A 21,335-nucleotide genomic window follows, 5' to 3' on the forward strand; every position below is an offset into this window, starting at 1 on the left:
CGGCTCCGGTCGTGTGACCTGGTCAGCAGGCGACGACGCTCAGGGTCGAGTGGCTGCAGACGCCCAGCAGGGACAGGTTGGACGCGGTCGTGCTGCCGCCACCGCCGCTGCTGCCGCCCGACGCCATCGCGTTGGACTGGGCCTCGGGGGTCTCCATGTCCTGCAGGTCGAGGATGAAGTCCATCGTGACTCCTCTTTCGGGGGATTGGGAAAGGGTTACTGCTACCGACCCGGGAGGGCCGGGGCTGTGAGGAACGGCAGCACGGGTGTGCCGTTCGCGAGGGTGGCGAGCGCCAGGAGCACGCCCGCGCCGCCGGTGCCGAGGTCCATCGACAGCCGCCGGAGCTGGATGCCGGGGAACGCCAGGCCGCCCTGGTAGGGCACGGCGTGCCAGGCGAGCCCGGCCACGTGCCGCTCGATCGCGTGCCGCGGTCCGCCGGTGTGGACGAGGGTGGCGAGCAGACCGGCCCGGCCCAGCATCAGCGCGGGCTGGACGACGAACTCGCCGGTCGTGCCGCCGACCAGCTCCGGCAGCTTCGCCACCACCGGCAGGTCCGGTTCGACCAGGCGGAACTCGTTGAGCACCAGGGCGATGCCCGCGCTGCCGACGCCGACGTAGGGCAGGGTGCGGAAGTTGCCGTCCCGGACCTGCGTGGAACCGTCCAGCGCGATCATCGTCTCGTCGAGGTCGCGCTCCAGCGCCGTGACGCCCGCGTCCAACCAGCGCCGGTCGCCGGTGCGCTCGAACAGGCGCAGGAAGAGCAGCGCGGGCCCGGACCAACCGTGCTCCAAGCCCGCGCGGGCCTTGTCACCGGGCGGCGCGGCGTTCGCGAGCGCCGCGTCCAGCCGCTCGCCCAGCTCCACCGCCTGCCCGGCGTACGTCTCGTCACCGCGCGTGGCGGCGAAGTGCAGCAGGTTGAGCCCGATGCCCGCGAGGCCCGCGCCGAAGCCGTGGTCCTCGGTGCCGGGCACCATCGCGGCGTAGGAGTGGACCAGCTCGCCCGCCAGGTCGTGGTGGCCGAAGTTCTCCAGCACGTGCGCGATGCCGTGGGCGCCGGCGAGGAAGCCGGGCTCCTTCGGCGGGTCGCGGCGCACGGCGTCCAGCAGCCACCGCTCGTGGTCGGGGAACCTGCCCTGACCGGCGACGTCCAGCGCGTGCAGCACGCCCGCCGCGCCGTGGCCGAAGGTCGCGCCGCCGGTCTCGAACTGCTCCACGTCGCCGGGGAACAGCCGGTCGGTGCGCCGCGGGGTGGCGCTGGCCAGGATCGCCTCGGCGACCGTCTTGAGCACCACCGGCAGGTCCGGCTCCGGCCCGTCCAGCACGGTCGTCGTCGGCCCGGTCGGCGGGTCGACGCGGCGCTCCAGGCCGGCGAGGACCTTCGCGCAGTACTCGTCGGACAGGCCGAACCGCCGCCGGATGAAGTCGACGTGGGAGCGCAGCTTCACCGGCGCGAGCTCGATGACGGCGTTGAGCGGCAGGAACAGGTACAGGCGCAGCGCGGCCAGGGCGTGCTCGTCGATCTCGAAGCCGCTGCGGTCCGGCGGCGCCTGGAAGCCGGGCGAGCCGAGCGTGGGCTTGCCGTCCTCCTCGACGCCGAACGCCAGCTCGAAGTCGATCAGCGACACCCGGTCGTCGTCGTCCACCAGGACGTTGAGGGGGTGCAGGTCGCAGAACACCACGCCGCGGTCGTGCACGTCCCCGATGATCCGCTCGACGTCGGCGACGATCTTCAGCGCGCGCCCGGTGTAGGCGGTGACCACCTCGTCGTCGACCTCGTGGTGGGTCAGCGGGTAGTGGTGGCCGAGCCACTGGCCGAGCGGGCGGCCGGGCACCTCGGACATGGCCATGAACTCGTGCTCCCACGCGGTGAAGCGCTCGAACACCTCGGGCACGCCGGGGACGCCGGCGACCCTGGCCAGCATCTCGTGCTCGCGGCGCAGCCGGGCGACCGCGTCGACGTTCATCCGGTCCAGGCCCGAGTGCGGCCTGGCCTCCTTGAGCACCACCCGCCGGTCGTCGGACTTGCGGACCGCCTCGTACACGCCGCCGCCGTTGGAGAAGTGCAGCGAGCGGAGCACCCGGTACGGGAAGTCGTCCGCGCTGCCGGCCCGGCGCGCGGCCAGGTGCTCCTCCAGGCACGCGGGCAGCGCCACCCAGTCCGGCACCCAGAACACGGGCTTGCGCTGGTCGGGCACGAGGGCGCCGTCCGGCCCCTCGATGGCCAGCACGCGCTTGCCGTCCTTCTCCAGCCACTGCTCGACGAAACCGCCGTAGCGGACGAACAGGGGGCCGGCACCGTAGCGCAGGTCACTGAGGATGTACGCCCCCGGTTGTCCCCTCAAGATCTCGGAAAGCTCGGCGAGGACGCGCTCCAACTGGTCGTCGTCGGCCGGGTAGATCGTGATGAGCTTTCCGCTGCCCTCCCGCGGGGCGTATTTCGAGTTGCGCGCCAGCACGATCGAGTGGGTGCGCAGGTATTTGAACGGGATGCGGCGGGCGGTGAGGTACTCGAAGGACGCCAGCAGGACTTCGGCCGCGTTCAGGACGGTCGCCGAGACGTGGATCTTCCACCCCTGCTTCGGCAGCACCACACCGTTCGGGTGCAGGTGGCGCCAGATGTTGCGGTCGGCCTGCGTCCAGCCCTCGGGCACGGCGGGGAGCAGTTGCGAAAAATCGTCCCGGGACGTTTCCGCGCCGTTTTGCACGTCGTAGAAGAGACGATCCGCGAAGCAGTACGCCTCATAGCGGAGATCCACCGGAATTCGCCTCCTCGTTTTCCTTGACCGGCATATTCCCGCATGCTTGTCACTAGAGTGCCAATCCGCCATATCGGGGAGTTCGTGCGTCCGTTCGTGAAGGTCGACTTCGGCGGATCTCCTACCGGTGGTGGTCGCTCGCCGGAAATACCACCCGAACGCCATGTTTAGCTCCGGTCGAGTGAGCCGAGACGTCTTGCGCCGTGCCTAAACGGCATGGGCTTGTCCATTTGTCGGCCAACCCTCGACCAGGCGTTATGTGATGTTCTCCGCTCAATCACGCAGGTGATCACCGATTGTGGCGGAGTTGCTCCCATCGGGGGACGAGCGCATTGTTTGCGGTCTGATCCCCCAATGGGGTGCGTGGGTCTTGAAAGTTTTCCGTCGAACTCCGACGGAGAACCGCACCCGACCTCGCCCAAACCGCAGAACTCGGGGTCGGCGCTGCGACTTCCGGGTGACGACGGGGTGGGCGGGTGGGCTGTGGCAGGCTCGGGGACGTGTCCTCGCGCGTGCTGCTGCCCCTGGTGCTCGTGATCGCCGCCGCGACCGCCGGCGTCGGCGTGGCCGCGCGCGAGGTGTACCAGCGGCCCCCCGTCGTGCCGGGTGACCAGATCGCGGTGCCGGGCACCGGGACCGGCGAGTCGGTGCCGCGCAGCGCCCAACCGGGCAGCGGCGTCGTGCAGCTGAGCGTCGACGCCTCCCTCCACCCGGAGGGGCAGCGCGTCCACGAGGTGCTCCAGCGGCTGTTCGACTCGATCAACAACCGCGACTACGAGCTGTGGACGAAGGCCGTCACGGCCGAGCGCGTCGCCACGCTGAGCCGGCAGAAGTGGCTGGACGACTACCGGACGTCCGCCGACGGCTCGATCCTCGTGCACCGCATCGAGGTGGTCGGCCCGACCAGGCTGCGCGTCCTGATGACGCTCACCAGCACCCAGGACCTGGCCGACGCGCCCGCCGACCTCCAGTCGGACTGCATCGAGTGGCGCGTGGTCTACCCGCTGGAGCTGGAGCGCGGCGCGTGGCGCGTCGACCTGGGCACCGAGGGGCGCTCGTCCCAGTCCGAGGCCTGCTGACGCCCGACCCGACCCCGGGCACGGCGATGGGGTCGCCCCCCGACGTGAGCGACCCCATCGACACCTTCGCGCGGGCGACCGCGGAACGACCTACAGCGGGATGTTGCCGTGCGCGCCACGGCCGGCCGGCGCCGCCGCCAGGGCCTCCGCCAGCTTGCGCCGCGTCCTCGTGGGCTCCACGACCTCGTCCACCACGCCGATCGCGATGGCCCGGTCCACGCCGCCCGCGATGCGCTCGTGCTCCTCGACGAGCTTCGCGTGCAGCGCCTCGCGCTCCTCGTCCGGCACCGCCGCCAGCTTCTTGCGGTGCAGGATGCCGACGGCCGCCTTGGCGCCCATCACGGCCACCTCGGCGATCGGCCACGCGAACACCGCCGTGGCGCCCAGCGAGCGCGAGTTCATCGCGATGTACGCGCCGCCGTACGACTTGCGGGTCACCAGGGTCACCCGCGGCACCACGGCCTCGCCGAACGCGTGCAGCAGCTTCGCGCCACGCCGCACGACGCCGTCCCACTCCTGGCCGACGCCCGGCAGGTAGCCCGGCACGTCCACCAGCACCAGCAGCGGCACGCCGAACGCGTCGCACATCCGCACGAACCGCGCCGCCTTCTCCGCCGACAGCGAGTCCAGGCAGCCGCCCTTGCGGATCGGGTTGTTCGCCATCACGCCGACCGTGCGCCCGCCGAGCCGGCCGAGGCCGACCACGATGTTGGGCGCCCACTTGGCCTGGAGCTCCTCGAACGAGTCGTCGTCGAGGATCGCGTTCACCAGCGGCTTCACGTCGTAGGCCCGCTGCGGCTGCTCCGGCAGCAGCGCCCGCAGGTCGTCCCCGTCCTGCACCGAGTGCAGGTCGAACACGCCCGGCTGGGCGAACAGGCCGGTGATCCGGCGGGCGCGGGCGTAGGCGTCCGGCTCGTCGGAGGCGATGACGTGCACCACGCCCGACTTGCGGCCGTGCGCCTCCGCGCCGCCCAGGCCGTCCATGTCGATCTGCTCACCGGTCACCGAGCGCACCACGTCCGGCCCGGTCACGAAGACCTTGCCGGCCGGGGCCATGATCACCACGTCGGTCAGCGCGGGCCCGTAGGCGCCGCCACCCGCCGCCGGGCCGACCACCACGGAGATCTGCGGCACCCGACCGGACGCGCGGATCATCGCGGCGAACATCTGGCCCATGCCGTCGAGCGACTCCACGCCCTCCGGCAGCCGGGCGCCACCGGAGTGCCACACGCCGATCACCGGGGTGCGCTCGCGCACCGCGGTGTCGATCGCCTCCACGATGTGCCTGCAGCCCTCGGACCCGAGCGCGCCGCCCATCCGGGTGGCGTCGCTGCAGTAGGCCACGACCTTCGCGCCGTTGATCCGGCCGCGGACGGCGAACATGCCGCTGCCGTCGCGCGGGCGCAGCGGTGCGATGGAACCGGGGTCCAGCAGTTGCGCGAGCCGGACCTCGGGGTCGCGCGGATCGGGTTCGCCCGCCTCCGGGGTCGCCGGTCGGGACGCAAGGGCAGTCATCGGCAAGCTCCTAGTGGATCTCGGCTCTGGTGGGCCGGTTCAGGCTTGGGTGAAGACCAGCGAGACGTTGTGCCCGCCGAAGCCGAACGAGTTGTTGACCGCCGCGACGAGGTCCACCTTGCGCGGCTCGCCCGTGACGACCTCCAACTGCACCCTCGGGTCCTGGTCCTCCAGGTTCAGCGTCGGCGGCACGATGCCGTCGCGGACCGACAGCAGCGTGGTGATCGCCTCCACCGCGCCCGAGGCGCCCAGCAGGTGCCCGTGGTGGCCCTTCGGCGCGGTCAGCAGCGGGTGGTCGCCGATCGCCCGGCGCACGGCCTGCGGCTCGATCACGTCGCCCACCGGGGTGGACGTCGCGTGGCAGTTCACGTGCCCCACGTCCGCCTTGTCGACGCCCGCGGTGCGGATCGCCGCCGCGATGGCGCGCGACTGGCCGAGGCCCTCCGGGTCGGCCGCCGTGATGTGGTGGCCGTCGGAGCTGGTGCCGACGCCCGCGAGCTTGCCGTAGATCCGCGCGCTGCGGGCCCGGGCGAACTCCTCGCGCTCCAGCACCAGGATGCCCGCGCCCTCGCCGAGCACGAACCCGTCGCGGTTGACGTCGAACGGGCGCGACGCGGCCGTCGGGTCGTCGTTGCGGGTGCTCATGGTCCGGGCCTGGATGAAGCCCGCCATGGTGATCGTGGTGATGCACGCCTCGGCGCCGCCGGCCACGACCACGTCCGCCTCGCCGGACTTCAGCATCCGCCACGCCCAGGCCAGCGCCTCGGCGCCGGACGCGCAGGCCGACACCGGCGCGTGCACGCCCGCGCGGGCCTTCAGGTCCAGGCCCACGTGCGCGGCCGGGCCGTTGGGCATCAGCATGGGCACGGTCAGCGGCGAGACCTTGCGCAGGCCGGACTGCTCGATGAGGTCGTCCTGGTCGAGCAGCGTCATCGCGCCGCCGATGCCGGTGCCGACGACGACGCCCAACCGCTCCAGGTCGACGTCGCCCTCGGCGATCCCCGCGTCGGCCCACGCCTGGCGGGCGGCCACCACGGCGACCTGCTCGCAGCGGTCCAGCCTGCGGGCCTCGACGCGGGGCAGCACCTCGGTCGGTTCGACCGCGAGGGGCGCGCCGATCTTGACGGGCAGCTCGAACCGCTCGACGAAGTCGGCGGTCAGCGTCCGGACGCCGCTGCGCCCGGACAGGAGGGCGTCCCAGGTGGTGGCGACGTCGCCACCGAGCGGGGTGGTGGCACCCAGCCCGGTGACGACGACGTCGTTGCTACCACTCATGCGTGGCTGGCGATGTAGTTGACCGCATCGCCCACGGTCTTGAGGTTGGCCAGCTCGTCGTCCGGGATCTTCACGCCGAACTTGTCCTCGGCCTGCACCGCGATCTCCACCATGGACAGCGAGTCGATGTCCAGGTCGTCCACAAAGGACTTGTCGGCCGACACGTCGGCCGCCTCGACGCCGGCGACCTCCTCGACGATCTCGGCGAGCCCCTTCTGGATGTCCTCGTTGCTCACTGAAAGTCCCTTCCCATCGTGCTCATCCCGGGTGGTTTGCCCACCGGAGTCCTGGATTGCGGTCACGGCAGCCGGACGACCTGTCCGGCGTAGGACAGGCCGGCCCCGAAGCCGACGAGCAGCGCCACGTCACCGCTGCGCACCTCACCCGCCGCGCGCATGTGGTCCAGCGCGAGGGGGATCGACGCCGACGACGTGTTGCCGGAGTCCACGATGTCACGGGCCACCACGAGGTCCTCGCGCGCACCCTTGGCGCGCAACCGCTTCGCGATGGCCTCGACGATCCGCAGGTTCGCCTGATGCGGCACGAAGACGTCGATGTCCGACGGCTCCAGCCCCGCGGCCTCGATCGCCCGCAGCGCGATCGGCGCGATCTGCGTGGTCGCCCAGCGGAAGACCGACTGGCCCTCCTGGAAGATGGACGACTCGCGGTCGGCGACCTGGATCATGTCCACCAGGTCGCCCGCGCTGCCCCACGACACCGGGCCGATGCCCGGCTCGTCGGACGGCCCGACCACGGCCGCGCCCGCGCCGTCGGCGAAGATGATCGCGGTGGACCGGTCGTTCGGGTCCACCCAGTCGGTCAGCTTCTCCGCGCCGATCACGAGCACGTTCGCCGCGGTGCCCGCCCGGACCAGGTCCGAGGCGGTGCCCAGGGCGTAGCAGAAGCCGGCGCACGCGGCGTTCAGGTCGAACGCGGGCGCGGCCTTGACGCCGATCCGGTCGGCGACCTGCGCCGCCGCGTTCGGGATCTGGGACGGCATGGTGCAGGTGGCGACGACGACCGCGCCGATGTCGGACGGGGCGAGCCCGGCGTCCGCGACGGCCTTGGCGCCGGCCTCGACCGCCATGTCGGTGAGCTTCTCGTCGGGCTTGGCCACCCGGCGGTTGGCGATGCCGACGCGGTCGCGGATCCACTCGTCGGAGGTGTCCATGCGCTGCGCCAGGTCGTGGTTGCTGACCACGGTGTCCGGCTGGTAGCTGCCCAGGCCGACGATGCGGGTGCCGACGGGGCCGGTGGGGAGGGAGAACGTCCTCACTTGGCCGCCACCGCCTCGCCCCGCTCGGCGGCGGCGAGCAGTTCCACGACCTGGTCGAGCTGTTCGGGGGTCTTGAGGGCCAACGTGGGGGTGCCCTTCATCTCGCGCTTGGCCAGGCCGGTCAACGCGCCCGCCGGTGGCAGTTCCACCACCGCCGTCACCGCGCGACCGGCGAGGGTTGCCTGGCAGGCGTCCCACCGCACCGGGCGGGTCACCTGGGAGATCAGTCGGCCCAACACCTCGGCGCCGTCGGTCAGCACGGCCCCGTCGGCGTTGGACAGCAGCGGCAGCGCCGGGTCGGCGACGGTGATGGCCGCTGCCCGGGCGCGCAGCGCGTCCTCCGCGGGCGCCATGTACCGGGTGTGGAACGCGCCCGCCACCGGGAGGCGGCGGACCTTCGCCCGACCGGGCGGTTCCTCGACGAGGGCGTCGAGGGCGTCGAGGGGGCCGGCGGCCACGATCTGGCCGGCGCCGTTGCGGTTCGCGCCGACCAGGTCCAGCTCGTCGAGCCGGGCCAGCACCTCGTCCTCCTCGCCGCCGAGCACCGCTGCCATGCCGGTGGGCGTCAGGGCGCAGGCGGCGGCCATCTCGGCGCCGCGCACGGCGGCCAGCGCGACGGCGTCGTCGGTGCTCAGCACGCCCGCGACGGCCGCGGCGGCCAGCTCGCCGACGGAGTGGCCCGCGATGACGGTGTCGGCGGGCAGCTCGACCCGGCGGCGCAGCTCCTCGTAGGCCAGCAGCGCCAGCGCCACGACGAGCGGCTGGGTGACCGCCGTGTCCTTGATCTCGTCCGCGTCGGCGGTGGTGCCCAGGCGCTCCAGGTCCAGACCGGTCACCGCGGACCACGCGGCGACGCGCTCACGGGCCCCGTCGACGTCGAGCCACGGGGTGAGCATGCCGGGTGCCTGGGACCCCTGTCCGGGGGCGAGAAGCGCGATCACCCGCTCACTGAACACTCTGACGCGCACTTGCGGTGATGCTGGCAGTCACGAAACCCGGGTGCTCGATTTGTAGGGTTCCTACAATTGTGACTGCGGCATGACCGTCGAACGACGTGGCGTGTTGTCGATCGGAACCCATACCACCCGAAACGGGACATGCGTGTTCGGTCACACCCGGTCGGGGTCACCACAACCCGCGGGCGCGGGCCAGGCGCCCCACGGACAGGGCGATGCGCAGTACCAGGGCGTCACGGGGGTCGGTGGCGTTGCGCCCCGTCAGCTCGGCCGCGCGCCGCAACCGGTAACGCACCGTGTTCGGGTGGACGAACAGCTTCCGCGCGCACGCCTCCAGCACGCCGCCCACTTCGAGGAAGGCGTCCACGGTCTCCAGCAGCGCCCCGCTCGCCTCCTCCAGCGGCCGCGCCACCCGGTCGACCAGTTGCCACTCGGCCTCCGGGTCGCCCGCCAGGGCCCGCTCCGGCAGCAGGTCCAGCGACCGCACCGGCCGGGGCGCGGCCGGCCAGCCGACCACCGCCCGCAGCCCGGACAGCGCGTCGCTCGCGCTGCGGTGGGCGTCGGCGAGGCTGGTCACCGTCGGCCCCGCGACCACCGGGCCGTCGCCGAACGCGTCGGCCATGCGGGCGAGCGCGTCGCCCCGCTCGGTGTCCCCGCCCAGCACCACCACCAGCCGCGAGCCCTGCACGCTGAGCAGCACCGGGCGCCCGATCCGCGCGGCCCGGCTGCGGACCTCGAAGACCACCGCGGGCGGGTCGTCCGACGGTGGGTTGCCCACCAGCACGGTCGCCTCCGCCGCCGGGTCCCAGCCCAGCGCGGTGGCCCGCGAGAGCAGCGACTCCTCGGCGTCGCCGCGCACGATGCCGTCCACGACCAGGGCCTCCAGCCGGGCGTCCCACGCGCCCCGCGCCTCCGCCGCCGCCGCGTACGAGGTGGCCGCGGAGAACGCGATCTCCCGCCCGTAGCGCAGCACGCCCTCGCTGAGCAGGGCGCGCTCGGCGTCGCTCCCGGCCAGCCTCGGCAGCTGCCGCTCGAACAGCTCCAGCGCGATGCGCACCAGTTCGACGGTCTGCCGCAGGCTCACCCACCGCGAGATGTCCTTCGGCGCGGCCCGGAACGCCTCGGCCGTCAGCCGGATCGCCTGCTGCGGGTCGTCCAGCCACGACACGAACCCGGCCACGCCGTTCTGGATCAGCAGCAGCACGCCCGCGCGCTGGTCGGCCGGCATCCGCCGGAACCACGGCAGGCGCTCCTCCATCTCGGCGACGCTCGCCGTGGCCAGGTCGCCCGACGCCCGGCTCAGCGTCCGCAGGGTGGCCCGCGACAGCGCGGTGGAACTGCTCATGCGCCCACGATCGCACGTCGGCCACGACCGGCCACGATGGAGTGACTCGCCCTGACGGTGCGCGCCGGCGGTCCTACGTTCGGTGGCGTCCGGAGCGTGAGCGAGAGGGGTGTTCCGTGCGCAGGTACCTGTCAGTCGGAGTGGTGGTCGCCGTGGTGCTGGCGACGGGCGTGGTCCCGTCGTTCGGGGCACCCTCCCCGCCGGCGGAGCCGCCGGGCTCGGCGAACCCCGACCCGCTGGCCGAGTTCCACGCGCAGCGGCCGACGTGGAAGCCGTGCAAGCAGACCCTGGAGTGCGCCGAGGTCGTGCTGCCGCTCGACTACCTCCGGCCGACGGGCGAGCGGATCTCGATGGTGATCAGCCGCAGCAAGGCGACGGACCCCGCCCGGCGGCGCGGTGTGCTCGTGGTCAACCCCGGCGGACCCGGCGGCTCCGGGCTGTCCATGCCCGCGTACCTGGCCAAGACCGAGGCTGCGCGCGCCTACGACATCATCGGCTTCGACCCGCGCGGCGTGGGCCGCTCGACGGCGCTGAACTGCCGCACCGTCCCGGCGATCGCCTCGGCCGACACCCGTCCGCAGGACGACGAGTTCCCCAAGTGGGCGGCCGAGGCACGGGCCGCCGAGGACGCGTGCCGCGAGGCCGCGGGCGGCATCCGGCCCTTCGTCAACACCCCGAACACGGCCCGCGACATCGACGTCGTCCGCGCCGCGCTGGGCGAGGAGAAGATCAACTACCTGGGGTACTCCTACGGCACCTACCTGGGCGCGGTCTACGGCACGCTGTTCCCGCAGCGGCTCGACCGCAGCGTGCTCGACTCGGCGGTGCACCCGGAGTGGATCTGGCGCGAGCAGTTCCGCGCCCAGGCCATCGCCCTGCGCCGCAACGTCGAGGCGTGGGCGGGCTGGGTGGCCGGGCACCACGCCCGCTACGGGCTCGGCGCGACGACGGAGGAGGTGCTCGTCACGCTGGAGGGCGTGGCGGAGGACCTCGCGGCCAAGCCGGCGGGCGTGCAGGCGCGCACCGACTTCGACGCCGCCATGGGCGTCGGCGCCCGCTACCGTCCACTGTGGGCGGAGACGGCCGACTCCGTCGCGCGGCTCAGGGCGGGCGAGCCGGCGGAGGCGACCGCGCCGATGGCCCGCAGCGCCGAGCGAGACCTGGTCTCGGGCGTGTTCACCACGGTGATCTGCGAGGCCGACTGGCCCACCGACCTGGACACCTACTACGAGGACATGCGCGTCTTCCGCGACCGCTACCCGTACGGCTTCGGCATCGTGCGCGCCGCCCCGATGAACTGCACGTTCCGCAGCTTCACCCCACCGGAGGGGCCGATCCGGCTCCGCCGCGACGGCTACCCGGTCGGCGTGGTCGTGCAGGCCGAGGGCGACACGCAGACCCAGTACGAGAGCGGCCCCGCGATGGCCGAGCGCCTGCGCCACAACCTGGTCACCGTGGTCGACGAAGGCAGGCACGGCATCTACGGCACCGGCAACGCCTGCGTGAACCGGGCCGTCGACCGCTACCTGCTGGACGGCCTGCTGCCGCCGAGCAGCTCCACCTGTCCGGGTGAAGCGAGGCCCGACCCGGCCGCGGCCGCGTCGCCGCAGCACGTCCAGACCTACCTCGACGAGCTGGCGCTGGGACCCGTGCGGCTCTAGGGGTGCAACGCGAAAACCCCCGGCGCGAGAACCTCGCGCCGGGGGTTTCCCTCTCCCCGGTCCCCACCGGTGACTCCACTCTGGACTGTCCCGGCGCGAATCGCCACGTCAGTCACTCTTTCGAGCCAACACTTCAGGTTGCCGGGTGAAGCGGGCGGGGACACGATCCCGACAAGACAACAGAAGGAGGGCACGTCATGGGCACACGGATCACCGACGGTCTCGGGCAGGCGTGGGCGGTGGTGGCCACGTTCGTGCCGAAGCTCCTGGGCTTCCTGCTCGTGCTGCTCATCGGGTGGCTGATCGCCAAGGCGCTGGCCAAGGCGGTCGGCTTCCTGCTCCAGAAGGCCGGGTTCGACCGGCTGGTCGAGCGCTCCGGCCTCGGCGGCGCGATGAAGCAGTCCCCGATCGACGCCTCGAACCTCATCGTGAAGCTCGTCTACTACTTCGTGCTGCTGATCGCGCTCCAGCTGGCGTTCGGCGTGTTCGGCACCGGCAACGCGGTCAGCGTGCTGCTCAACGACGTCATCGCCTACCTGCCGCGGATCGTCGTGGCGATCGTGCTGGTGCTCGTGGCCGCCGCCGTCGGGAAGGCGCTGCGCGGGCTCGTCACCGGTGCCCTGGGCGCCCGCTCGTACACGCGGATGCTGGGCACGATCACCTACGGCTTCGTCGTCGCGCTCGGCGTGATCGCGGCGCTCAACCAGCTCGGCATCGCGGTGTCGGTGACCATGCCGGTGCTGATCGCCGTCCTGGCCACGGTGGCCGGCGTCATCGTGGTCGGCGTCGGCGGCGGTCTGGTCCGCCCGATGCAGCAGCGCTGGGAGGGCTGGCTCCAGCGGGCGCAGGAGGAGGCCTCGGCGCCCCAGCCGCGCCGCTCGCAGGAACCGGTGACCGCCGCGGCCCGGGCCGCCCGCCACAGCTCGACGGACGCGCCGACGCCGCCCGCGGGGATGCCCGCGCCCGGCGACCGCTAGGCCGGCCGGGGCCCCGTCCGGGCGGACGGGCGGGGTCCCGCGCCCCTGGTCAGTCCAGCTCGTCCAGCACGTCGGCCCAGCTGACGTAGGCGAAGCCGGTGGTCGGCAGGTCGCCGGCGGCGGGCGTGCGCTCCCCGTCGTGCACGACGAGCAGCCCCTCGGGGTAGCGCGGCCCGAAGTTCCCGGTCACCACGTGCGCCCCGTCGGAGTGCTCCACCGAGTCGACGCCCCGGCCGCGCCCGACGACGAACTCGCCGGCGTACCGGTTGCGCCCGGTCCGCTCGTAGGCCACGAACCGCGAGTCGCCCTGGCTGGAGGCGACCAGGTAGCCGTCGGCCACGGTCAGGCCCTCCGCGTCGGCCTCCAGGTGCCGCCCGCCGAAGCCGGGGTCCGGGCCGGAGACGACGCACTCGTCGGTCCCCGGGTCGTAGGTCCGCGGCACGCCGAACGAGCGGACCCGGTCGACCAGCACCGGCGTGCCGAAGCCCGATGCGCCCAGCGCGATGCGCCAGATGCCCACGTCCTCCTGCGCCGCGTACAGCACGCCGTGCCGCGAGTCGACGACCATGCCCTCCAGTTGCGGACCTTCGCCGGGGTCGCCGCACGGCGTCCACGTGGTGCCGTCGGGCAGCGGGAACGACGACGGCAGGTCCACGGTGGACGCGACGGACGTGCCCACCCGGTCGCCGCCCGCGGGGGCCACCCGCAGCAGCGCCAGCCGGGTCGTGCTCCGCCGGCTGACGACGACGACCGGCGTGCCGCCGACCGACCCGGCGGCCAGGCCGTAGGCGGTGCGCTGCCCGTCCACCTCGGCCTCGGTCGCGGAGAACACCGGCCGCGCCGCCGGGTCGGTCACGTCCCGGACCGCGCCCGCGCCCGCCGCCGCGCCGCGCGGGTCCACCTCGTAGACCCGCACCCGGTCGCGGCCCCGGTCGCTGACGAACGCCAGTGACCGCTCCCGGCCGCCGACCCGCGCGCCGCCGAGCACGTCGACGTTGTTGAACCGGCCGGGCGCGGCGCCCGGCGACGGCGCGGCCGGCGCGGGGTAGGTGCCCAGCGCGCGGCCGGCGAGGTCGAACGCGGCCAGCCCGCCCTCCTTGAGGGTGCCGAGCACGACGCTCCGGTGGGGCGAGCGCGGGTGCGCCCAGACGGCGGGGTCGTCGGCGTCGGCGTTCGCGGGCGTCCCGGACGGGTCGTCGACGAACGCCCGGGTCTGGGCGACCGGCACGACGACGGGGGGAGTCCCGGATGCGGCGGCGGGACCCGGCGCGGCGGTGACCAGCACCGGCACCAGGGCGACCGTGAGCAGGATTCGCATTCGCGCACGCTATCGGCCGCCGGTGTACGGCGGCCGAAGTCCGGGTGACGTCTCCGATCGTGCGGCGCCGCCCATCGGGGGAACAAGGGGGCGCGCGCCGTTGTTCACGCGGGTGAAGAGACATGCGCTCCGGGGTCGGTGGAAGTCCGAACCGGCGGTGACAGCCCGCGACCCGCCCACCAGGGCGGTTGACCCGGTGGAACTCCGGGGCCGACGGTGAGAGTCCGGATGGGAGGCGCGCGTGCCGTCGGCGTGCCCACGCGCGCCGTCGCCCCGGAGGAGCCTGTCCGGGGATGGAGGACGCGGTGCACGTCTTGTTGGAGCAGGGCTTCACGCTGTTCGGCCAGAAGGTCTCCTGGGCCGAGTTCGCCGGCCAGGTGTTCGCCCTGGTCGTGGTCTACCTGGCCCAGCGCCGCACCATCTGGACCTGGCCCGTGCAGCTGGTCTCGGTCTCCCTGCTGTTCGTGGTCTACCTGTCCGCCCACCTCGGCGGCACGGCCGCGCGGCAGGTCGTCATCGGGCTGATCACCCTCTACGGCTGGTGGGCGTGGAGCCGCCGCCGCGACCCCGTGTTCGGCGTCGTCGTCCGCGAGGGTACGACCCGCGAGCGGATCGCCGTGGTCGTCGCGTTCGTCGTCGGCACGACCGCGTTCGCGCTGGTCCTCGACGCCCTGGACGCGAGCTGGGCACCGTGGCCGGACGCCGCGATCTTCGTCGGCACCGTGCTCGCCTTCAGCCTCCAGGGCCTCGGCATGGTCGAGTTCTGGCTGGTCTGGCTCGTGGTGGACGCGATCGGCGTGCCGCTCCAGCTCGGCTCGGGCCTGTACTTCAGCGCCTTCGTCTACACGATCTTCGCCGTCCTCGTCGTCCGCGGCTGGCTCGACTGGAAGCGCGCCGCCCAGCGCACCGCGGCCCGCGCCGTGGAGACCGCCTAGCGGCCCTCCTCCACCCGGCGGACCTCGTCGGCGAGCCCGTCGAGCAGGCTGTCCACCGCGTTCGGGTTCTGCAGCGCCAACCGGAAGCGCTGGCGCATGACGCTGGTCAGCTCGTCGTAGTGCGCCGAGGTGGGGCGGCTCTTCGCGGCCCGCACCGCCTCGGCGAGCAGGGCCGGGACCTCGTCCCGGTACAGCGCCTCCAGGCTGGGCGCCCACCCGGCGGCGTCGAACAGCGCCCGCTGGGTGTCCGCGCCGGTGAGGAACCGGATGAACGCCCGCGCGGTCTCTTGGTTCGCCGAGCAGCGCGACACCGCCAGGTTCCAGCCGCCGAGCGCGCTGGGCCCCGGCAGCCGCGTGACGCCCCACCGGTCGGCCACGTCCGAGTCCGGCCCGGCCAGCCTGGGCTGCACGTAGGGCCAGTTGCGCATGAACAGCGCCTTGCCGGACTGGAACGCGACGCGGCTCTCCTCCTCCCGGAAGTCCAGGGCCTCACGCGGTATCCAGCCCTCCGCGAAGCCGCGCGCCAGGACGTCGACGCCCTGCTTCGCGCCGGGACCGTCCGGCCGCAGCGGATCGCCCCCGTGCGCCCAGACGGCCTCCAGCGCGTTGACCGTCACGCCCTCGTACTCGGCGAACTGGCCCACGTAGCCCGCCAGGCCGTGCGCCGGCCCCAGCTCCGACGCCAGCCGCTCCAGCTCGGCCCACGTGCGCGGCGGGGCCTCGTCCTCCTGCTCCAGCACGTCCTTCCGGTAGTACAGGAGCCCGGCGTCGACCCGCCACGGCACCGCCCACAGCGAGCGCTCGTCGCGCCGCGCGCTCTCCACCGCCTGCGGCAGCATCCGGTCGGCGCCGAACGCGTCGGCTGGCAGCGGTTCGAGGTAGCCGGACCCGGCGAACGCCGCGGTCCACACCGAGTCCAGGTTCATCACGTCGTAGCACTGGCCGTCGTGGCGGGGGTCGTCCGCGCCCGCCAGGTCCTGGGACCGGGCCATGAGCTGGGCCCGGTGCACGTCGGTGGACTGCGCCATCTCCTTGAACGTCACCGGCTCCAGCGGGTGGGCGTCGTTCCACCGCGCCACGAGCCGGGCGACCTGCCGGCCGGCCGAGGTGTCCAGGCCGTCGACGAACGTGATCGCCCCCGTGGTGCCGGGCGGTTCGCCGGGGGCGCCCGTGCAGGCCGTCAGGAGCAGCACCAGGGTCGCGAGCAGGCGGATCACGTCCCCCGACCCCAGATCCCCCGCGCGACGGTCTCCAGGGCGCCCTGCGTGCCCGACCCGGCGCCCACCTCGGCGCACTCGCCGTCGTGGGCCTTCACGGCCGCGTAGAGCGCCGTGGAGACCGCGCAGGACCCGTCGCCGAACCCGACGGCGACGACCCGGACCGGCGCGCTGGTCCCCGGCGCCTGCTGCGGCACCGGGGAGGACGCCAGCAGCACCACCGCGTCCGCGTCCCGCCGCACCGCCTCCTCCAGGGAACCCGGTCCCGGTGCGACCGCCACCACCCGGTCCCGGGGGCCGAGCAGGCCCTCCAGCGAGGAGGTGAACGCCACCGCGTCCGGCGAGCCGTCCGAGACCACCGCCACCACCCCCGGCGCCACCGCCGCCTCCCAGGCCCGCCGCAGGGCCTCCCCGTCGTCCACCTCGACCACCTCCGACGGCGGCCCGGTCCGCGGCCCGCCCACCAGCCCCGGCGCGCCGTTCATGTCGCGGAACCCGTCGCGCCGGATCGCGCCCTGCGACCCGCCGTCGCGCAGGTGGGCCTCGAACAGGTCCACCACCCGCCGCCTGCGGGGGTTCTCCGGCAGCGCCGTCCACTCCACCGCGACGAACGGGTGGTCGAGCACGACCAGCCCGCCGGTCGGGTAGAGCAGCCGGCAGCCGCGCGTGGTCGCCACCTCCTGCTCCGGCGCCACCAGGGCCACGTCGCCCGTGCACGGCGGCGCGGTCGCCGTGCCGCGCCGGACCAGGTCGCGCAGCGCCAGCGCCGCACCGGGCGCGGCGGGGTGGACGCCGCCGAGCTGCCCGTCCGCCAGCGCCGCGACCACCGCCACACCCGCGCCCTCCGACACGTCCGGCGCCGCGAACCGGTCGACGGCCGACCACCGCACGTCCCCGTCGACCTCCCCGATCCGCTCGGCCAGCTCGGGGGAGGCGCCCACCACCACGGGCGAGCGAGCGATCGACGGCCGCGGGTCCAGCCGCACGTGCACGTGCGGGTCGCGGTCCAGGGCGGTCCGCACCCGCTCCACCTCGAACGACGAGTCCGGCAGCCACACGTGGGGCTGCGCGCCCTGCTCGGTGAGGTCCTGCGCACCCTCCCAGCCGCCGCCCAGCGCCGCCGCCGCGCCGTGCGCCGACGAGCCGGTCGTGACCTGCACGCTCGCGCCCTTGCAGCCGCGCTCGGTGAACCCGCGCGACTCCTCCTCGAACTCCACGGCGGTGCGCGTGACCACCGGTTCCTTGTCCCGCGAGGTCAGCACGACCAGCTGCACCGGCGCCGGGCACGGTGGCACGGCGGGCGGGACCGCGGCGGAGGCGTCCGTGACGGCGATCCCCAGCAGCACCGCGACGAGCCCCAGGGCGGTCGAGCGCGGTCCGGACCGCTTGCGGCGGTGCCGGGAGCGGTGCCGGGGCCCCGGCGCGGCCACCGGACCGGTCGCCCGCAGCCAGGCGTGGTCGCGGACCTCCTTCACGCCGACCTCGACCCGCTGGAACGCGCCCGCCGGCACCGCCGGGTCGTCGCGCACCACGTCCTCGTGGAAGCGGCGCGACACGATCAGGGCCAGCACGTCGTCGGTGCGCTCCAGGGCCCGGCGCAGCGGGTCGGAGTCCAGCAGCCGGAACGCGAGGTTCACGTCGTCGCCGACCACGCCGTGCGCGTCGTGCTGCACCTCGCCCGCGGTGATCGCGACGCGCAGCCGGATCGAGGCGCTCTCGTGGTGCGTCGCGTTGTGCCGGCGCAGCTCGCCCGCCAGCGCCTCCGGGAGGAGCCGGACCAGCCGGCTCTTGGCCACGTCCGGCGGGATCAGCACCAGCACGCCGTCGCCGCGGTCCTCGTGGTGCGTCGCGGAGAAGTCCAGGCCGCACACGTCGAAGGCTCCGACGAGGGCGGCGTAGAGGCCGCGCCTGGTCTCGCCCTGCCCGTTGACCGCGCGCCGCCCGAAGGAGGACACGTCGACGGCCAGCACCGTGCGGTGCAGGGGGTGCGTCGGCGTCCCCATCAGACCCCTCGTCGGATGCCGGTGGACCGTCCCATCCTATGGGGTGGATCACACCGATCGCGGGAGGTTCGCGGAGTTCCCGCTGGTCGGCCGCATTAGTGCGGACAGTCGAGCGGGAATGCGCCGAGGGGCGGCCCCGGCGAACCGGGACCGCCCCTCGGGTGTCCTGCCGATCAGGCCAGGCCGGCGTCCGAGGTGGACGGGCCCGCCGCGCCGACGTCGTCGATGCGGTACTTGCGCGCCGCCTCCACGACCACGTCCCGCTCCACCTCGCCGCGCTTCGCCAACGCGGCCAGGGTGGCCACCACGATCGACTCGGCGTCGACCAGGAAGTGCCGCCGCGCCGCCGGGCGGGTGTCGGAGAAGCCGAACCCGTCGGTGCCCAGCGTCGTCATGTCGGTCGGCACGTACGGCCGGATCAGGTCCGGCACGGCCGTCATCCAGTCCGACACCGCGATCACGGGGCCCTCGACGTCGGACAGCACCTGCGTCACGTACGGCACGCGCGGCTGCCGGTCGGGGTGCAGCAGGTTCTGCCGGTCCGCCTCGACCGCCTCGCGGCGCAGCTCCGAGTACGACGTCGCCGACCACACGTCGGCCCGCACGCCCCACTCCTCGGCGAGCATCCGCTGCGCCCGCACCGCCCACGGCCCGGCCACGCCGGAGGACAGCAGCTGCGCCCGCGGGCCGCTCCCGCCCTCGGCGACCTTGTACCGGTAGAGGCCCCTGAGCAGGCCCTCCACGTCCAGGTCCGCCGGCTCGACCGGCTGCTGGTACGGCTCGTTGTAGACGGTCATGTAGTAGAAGATGTTCTCGGCGTCCTCGCCGTACATCCGCCGCAGGCCGTCCCGGACGATGTGCGCCACCTCGAACGACCACGCCGGGTCGTACGCCACCACGGCCGGGTTGGTGTGCGCGAGCAGCAGCGAGTGGCCGTCCGCGTGCTGGAGGCCCTCGCCGGTCAGCGTCGTGCGACCCGCCGTGGCGCCCAGCACGAAGCCGCGCGCCATCTGGTCGGCCGCCGCCCACAGGCCGTCACCGGTCCGCTGGAACCCGAACATCGAGTAGAAGATGTAGATCGGGATCATCGGCTCGCCGTGCGTCGCGTACGACGTGCCGGCCGCGGTGAACGACGCGGTCGAGCCCGCCTCGTTGATGCCCTCGTGCAGGATCTGGCCCTGCTCGGACTCCTTGTACGCCAGCATCAGCTGGGCGTCCACGGAGGTGTACATCTGCCCGTTCGGGTTGTAGATCTTCTGCGCCGGGAACATCGAGTCCATGCCGAACGTGCGCGCCTCGTCCGGGATGATCGGCACGATCCGGCCGCCGATCTCCGGGTCCTTGGCCAGGTCGCGGACCAGCCGGACGAACGCCATCGTGGTGGCGACCTCCTGCTTGCCCGAGCCCCTGCGGATCACGTCGTAGACCTTGTCACCCGGCAGCACCAGCGCCTTGGACTTGGTGCGCCGCTCCGGCACGAACCCGCCCAGCTGCCTGCGCCGCTCCAGCAGGTACTTGATCTCCGGGGAGTCCTCGCCGGGGTGGTAGTACGGCGGCAGGTACGGGTCGAGGTCCTTGTCCTCGATCGGGATGCGCAGGCTGTCCCGGAAGTTCTTGAGGTCCTCGTGGGTCATCTTCTTCATCTGGTGCGTGGCGTTGCGCGCCGCGAAGTGCGGGCCCAGGCCGTAGCCCTTGATGGTCTTGGCGAGGATGACCGTCGGCTGGCCGTGGTGCTCGACCGCCGCCTTGTAGGCCGCGTAGACCTTGCGGTAGTCGTGGCCGCCGCGCTTGAGGTTCCACACCTCGTCGTCGGACATCGGCGTGACCAGGTCCTTCGTGCGCGGGTCGCGCCCGAAGAAGTGCTCCCGGACGTACGCGCCGTCGTTGGCCTTGTACGTCTGGTAGTCGCCGTCCGGCGTGGTGTTCATCAGGTTGACCAGGGCGCCGTCGCGGTCGGCGTGCAGCAGCGAGTCCCACTCGCGGCCCCAGATCACCTTGATGACGTTCCAGCCCGCGCCGCGGAAGAACGCCTCCAGCTCCTGGATGATCTTGCCGTTGCCCCGGACGGGGCCGTCGAGGCGCTGGAGGTTGCAGTTCACCACGAACGTGAGGTTGTCGAGCTGCTCGTTCGCGGCGACCTGGAGCAGGCCGCGCGACTCCGGCTCGTCCATCTCGCCGTCGCCGAGGAACGCCCAGACGTGCTGGTCGGACGTGTCCTTGATGCCGCGGTCGCGCAGGTAGCGGTTGAACCGGGCCTGGTAGATCGCGTTCATCGGGCCGAGGCCCATGGACACGGTCGGGAACTCCCAGAAGTCCGGCATCAGCCGCGGGTGCGGGTACGACGGGATGCCCCCGCCGGGACCCGCGTGCGAGTACTCCTGGCGGAAGCCGTCCAACTGGTTCTCGGAGAGCCTCCCCTCCAGGAACGCGCGGGCGTAGACGCCGGGGGAGGCGTGGCCCTGGATGAACACGTGGTCGCCACCGCCCGGGTGGTCCTTACCCCGGAAGAAGTGGTTGAAACCGACCTCGTAGAGGCTCGCGGACGACGCGTAGGTCGAGATGTGCCCGCCGACGCCCACGCCGGGGCGCTGCGCGCGGTGCACGGTCATGGCGGCGTTCCACCTGATCCACGCGCGGTACCGGCGCTCCACCTCCTCGTCACCGGGGAACCACGGCTCCCGCTCGGTGGGGATGGTGTTGACGTAGTCCGTGCTGGTCAGCGACGGGACGCCGACGTGGCTCTCCCTGGCCCGTTCGAGCAGGCGCAGCATCAGGTAGCGGGCGCGCTGCTGCCCGCCGCCCTTGAGCGCGGCGTCGAACGACTCCAGCCACTCCGCGGTCTCCTCCGGATCGATGTCCGGGAGGTGCGCGGCCAGGCCGTCACGGATGACGCGTACCCGCTCGGGGGGGTTGTGCGGGGCCAAGGGATCTCCTCGTTCCGGTGTCTTCTCGGCTCCCATCGTCACCCGGTGGACTCGGTCCCGACACCGCTACCGGTGAGTAATTCTGGATCGTGTCCCT

16 protein-coding genes and 1 riboswitch are annotated in these 21,335 nt (G+C 73.3%); of the genes, 4 read left to right on the forward strand and 12 right to left on the reverse strand.

The annotated features are described in order from the left end of the window. Positions 1 to 22 precede the first annotated feature (22 nt). Both J2S66_RS35950 and lanKC read right to left on the reverse strand, forming a co-directional pair. Positions 23 to 184 (reverse strand): SapB/AmfS family lanthipeptide, encoded by a 162-nt coding sequence (locus J2S66_RS35950; RefSeq protein ID WP_310313964.1) that lies wholly within the window; start codon positions 182 to 184, stop codon positions 23 to 25. Positions 185 to 222: 38 nt separating this feature from the next. Next, positions 223 to 2,757, reverse strand: a complete 2,535-nt coding sequence (gene lanKC / locus J2S66_RS35955; protein ID WP_310313967.1) for a class III lanthionine synthetase LanKC — start codon at positions 2,755 to 2,757, stop codon at positions 223 to 225. A 500-nt stretch (positions 2,758 to 3,257) separates the two neighbouring features. Here lanKC and J2S66_RS35960 point away from each other — a divergent pair, with 500 nt between their 5' ends. After that, a complete protein-coding gene (locus tag J2S66_RS35960) occupies positions 3,258 to 3,836 on the forward strand; it encodes a hypothetical protein (protein ID WP_310313970.1) in 579 nt (192 codons plus the stop codon). 90 nt (positions 3,837 to 3,926) lie between these two features. Here J2S66_RS35960 and J2S66_RS35965 read toward each other — a convergent pair whose 3' ends face one another. The 6 genes from J2S66_RS35965 to J2S66_RS35990 all read right to left on the reverse strand — a co-directional run bounded on the left by J2S66_RS35965 (position 3,927) and on the right by J2S66_RS35990 (position 10,203). Next, complete coding sequence (locus J2S66_RS35965) at positions 3,927 to 5,351, reverse strand: acyl-CoA carboxylase subunit beta (RefSeq protein ID WP_310313973.1); 1,425 nt, start codon at positions 5,349 to 5,351, stop codon at positions 3,927 to 3,929. A gap of 39 nt (positions 5,352 to 5,390) precedes the next feature. Further along, positions 5,391 to 6,626 (reverse strand): beta-ketoacyl-[acyl-carrier-protein] synthase family protein, encoded by a 1,236-nt coding sequence (locus J2S66_RS35970; RefSeq protein WP_310313975.1) that lies wholly within the window; start codon positions 6,624 to 6,626, stop codon positions 5,391 to 5,393. Continuing rightward, entirely contained in the window at positions 6,623 to 6,862 is a 240-nt protein-coding gene (locus J2S66_RS35975) for an acyl carrier protein (RefSeq protein ID WP_204841757.1), read from the reverse strand. The genes J2S66_RS35970 and J2S66_RS35975 overlap by 4 nt, the downstream gene beginning before the upstream one ends. A 62-nt stretch (positions 6,863 to 6,924) precedes the next feature. Next, complete coding sequence (locus J2S66_RS35980) at positions 6,925 to 7,902, reverse strand: beta-ketoacyl-ACP synthase III (RefSeq protein ID WP_310313979.1); 978 nt, start codon at positions 7,900 to 7,902, stop codon at positions 6,925 to 6,927. Beyond that, positions 7,899 to 8,843: an ACP S-malonyltransferase gene (locus tag J2S66_RS35985; protein ID WP_310313982.1), complete on the reverse strand. Its 945-nt coding sequence runs from the start codon at positions 8,841 to 8,843 to the stop codon at positions 7,899 to 7,901. The genes J2S66_RS35980 and J2S66_RS35985 overlap by 4 nt, the downstream gene beginning before the upstream one ends. A gap of 184 nt (positions 8,844 to 9,027) precedes the next feature. Further along, positions 9,028 to 10,203, reverse strand: a complete 1,176-nt coding sequence (locus J2S66_RS35990; protein ID WP_310313985.1) for a PucR family transcriptional regulator — start codon at positions 10,201 to 10,203, stop codon at positions 9,028 to 9,030. Positions 10,204 to 10,319: 116 nt separating this feature from the next. Here J2S66_RS35990 and J2S66_RS35995 point away from each other — a divergent pair, with 116 nt between their 5' ends. Together J2S66_RS35995 and J2S66_RS36000 are read left to right on the forward strand one after the other, a co-directional pair. Then, positions 10,320 to 11,864, forward strand: a complete 1,545-nt coding sequence (locus J2S66_RS35995) for an alpha/beta fold hydrolase (RefSeq protein WP_310313989.1) — start codon at positions 10,320 to 10,322, stop codon at positions 11,862 to 11,864. A gap of 197 nt (positions 11,865 to 12,061) precedes the next feature. Beyond that, on the forward strand, positions 12,062 to 12,841 hold the full coding sequence (locus J2S66_RS36000) for a mechanosensitive ion channel family protein (RefSeq protein WP_310313993.1): 780 nt from the start codon (positions 12,062 to 12,064) through the stop codon (positions 12,839 to 12,841). Between the two features lie 49 nt (positions 12,842 to 12,890). On the opposite strand, the gene J2S66_RS36005 is transcribed toward J2S66_RS36000, so the two are convergent. Further along, positions 12,891 to 14,159 carry a phytase gene (locus J2S66_RS36005; protein ID WP_310313996.1) on the reverse strand — a complete coding sequence of 423 codons (1,269 nt, stop codon included), beginning with the start codon at positions 14,157 to 14,159 and terminating at the stop codon, positions 12,891 to 12,893. Positions 14,160 to 14,280: 121 nt separating this feature from the next. Beyond that, a riboswitch (FMN riboswitch) is annotated at positions 14,281 to 14,403 on the forward strand. Positions 14,404 to 14,464: 61 nt separating this feature from the next. On the opposite strand from J2S66_RS36005, the gene pnuC reads away from it, so the two are divergent. After that, on the forward strand, positions 14,465 to 15,094 hold the full coding sequence (gene pnuC / locus J2S66_RS36010) for a nicotinamide riboside transporter PnuC (protein WP_310313999.1): 630 nt from the start codon (positions 14,465 to 14,467) through the stop codon (positions 15,092 to 15,094). Here the strand turns inward: pnuC and J2S66_RS36015 are convergent. The 3 genes from J2S66_RS36015 to aceE form a co-directional block, all read right to left on the reverse strand. Continuing rightward, complete coding sequence (locus J2S66_RS36015) at positions 15,091 to 16,311, reverse strand: extracellular solute-binding protein (protein WP_310314003.1); 1,221 nt, start codon at positions 16,309 to 16,311, stop codon at positions 15,091 to 15,093. The genes pnuC and J2S66_RS36015 overlap by 4 nt on opposite strands. Next, entirely contained in the window at positions 16,308 to 18,314 is a 2,007-nt protein-coding gene (locus J2S66_RS36020) for a substrate-binding domain-containing protein (protein WP_310314006.1), read from the reverse strand. Before J2S66_RS36020 ends, J2S66_RS36015 begins: the two co-directional genes overlap by 4 nt. Positions 18,315 to 18,487: 173 nt before the next feature. After that, positions 18,488 to 21,238: a pyruvate dehydrogenase (acetyl-transferring), homodimeric type gene (gene aceE, locus J2S66_RS36025; RefSeq protein ID WP_310314008.1), complete on the reverse strand. Its 2,751-nt coding sequence runs from the start codon at positions 21,236 to 21,238 to the stop codon at positions 18,488 to 18,490. Between the last annotated feature and the right edge of the window lie 97 nt (positions 21,239 to 21,335).

The sequence above is a fragment of the Saccharothrix longispora genome, assembly GCF_031455225.1.
Classification (GTDB): Bacteria; Actinomycetota; Actinomycetes; order Mycobacteriales; family Pseudonocardiaceae; genus Actinosynnema; species Actinosynnema longispora.

What these genes read in the sequence shown, in the direction of transcription:
- J2S66_RS36020 (WP_310314006.1), bottom strand. Translation starts at nt 18,314, where the DNA reads ATGGGGACGCCGACGCACCCCCTGCACCGCACGGTGCTGGCCGTCGAC.
- J2S66_RS36005 (WP_310313996.1), bottom strand. Translation starts at nt 14,159, where the DNA reads ATGCGAATCCTGCTCACGGTCGCCCTGGTGCCGGTGCTGGTCACCGCC.
- J2S66_RS36000 (WP_310313993.1), top strand. Translation starts at nt 12,062, where the DNA reads ATGGGCACACGGATCACCGACGGTCTCGGGCAGGCGTGGGCGGTGGTG.
- J2S66_RS35965 (WP_310313973.1), bottom strand. Translation starts at nt 5,351, where the DNA reads ATGACTGCCCTTGCGTCCCGACCGGCGACCCCGGAGGCGGGCGAACCC.
- J2S66_RS35950 (WP_310313964.1), bottom strand. Translation starts at nt 184, where the DNA reads ATGGACTTCATCCTCGACCTGCAGGACATGGAGACCCCCGAGGCCCAG.
- J2S66_RS35990 (WP_310313985.1), bottom strand. Translation starts at nt 10,203, where the DNA reads ATGAGCAGTTCCACCGCGCTGTCGCGGGCCACCCTGCGGACGCTGAGC.
- J2S66_RS35970 (WP_310313975.1), bottom strand. Translation starts at nt 6,626, where the DNA reads ATGAGTGGTAGCAACGACGTCGTCGTCACCGGGCTGGGTGCCACCACC.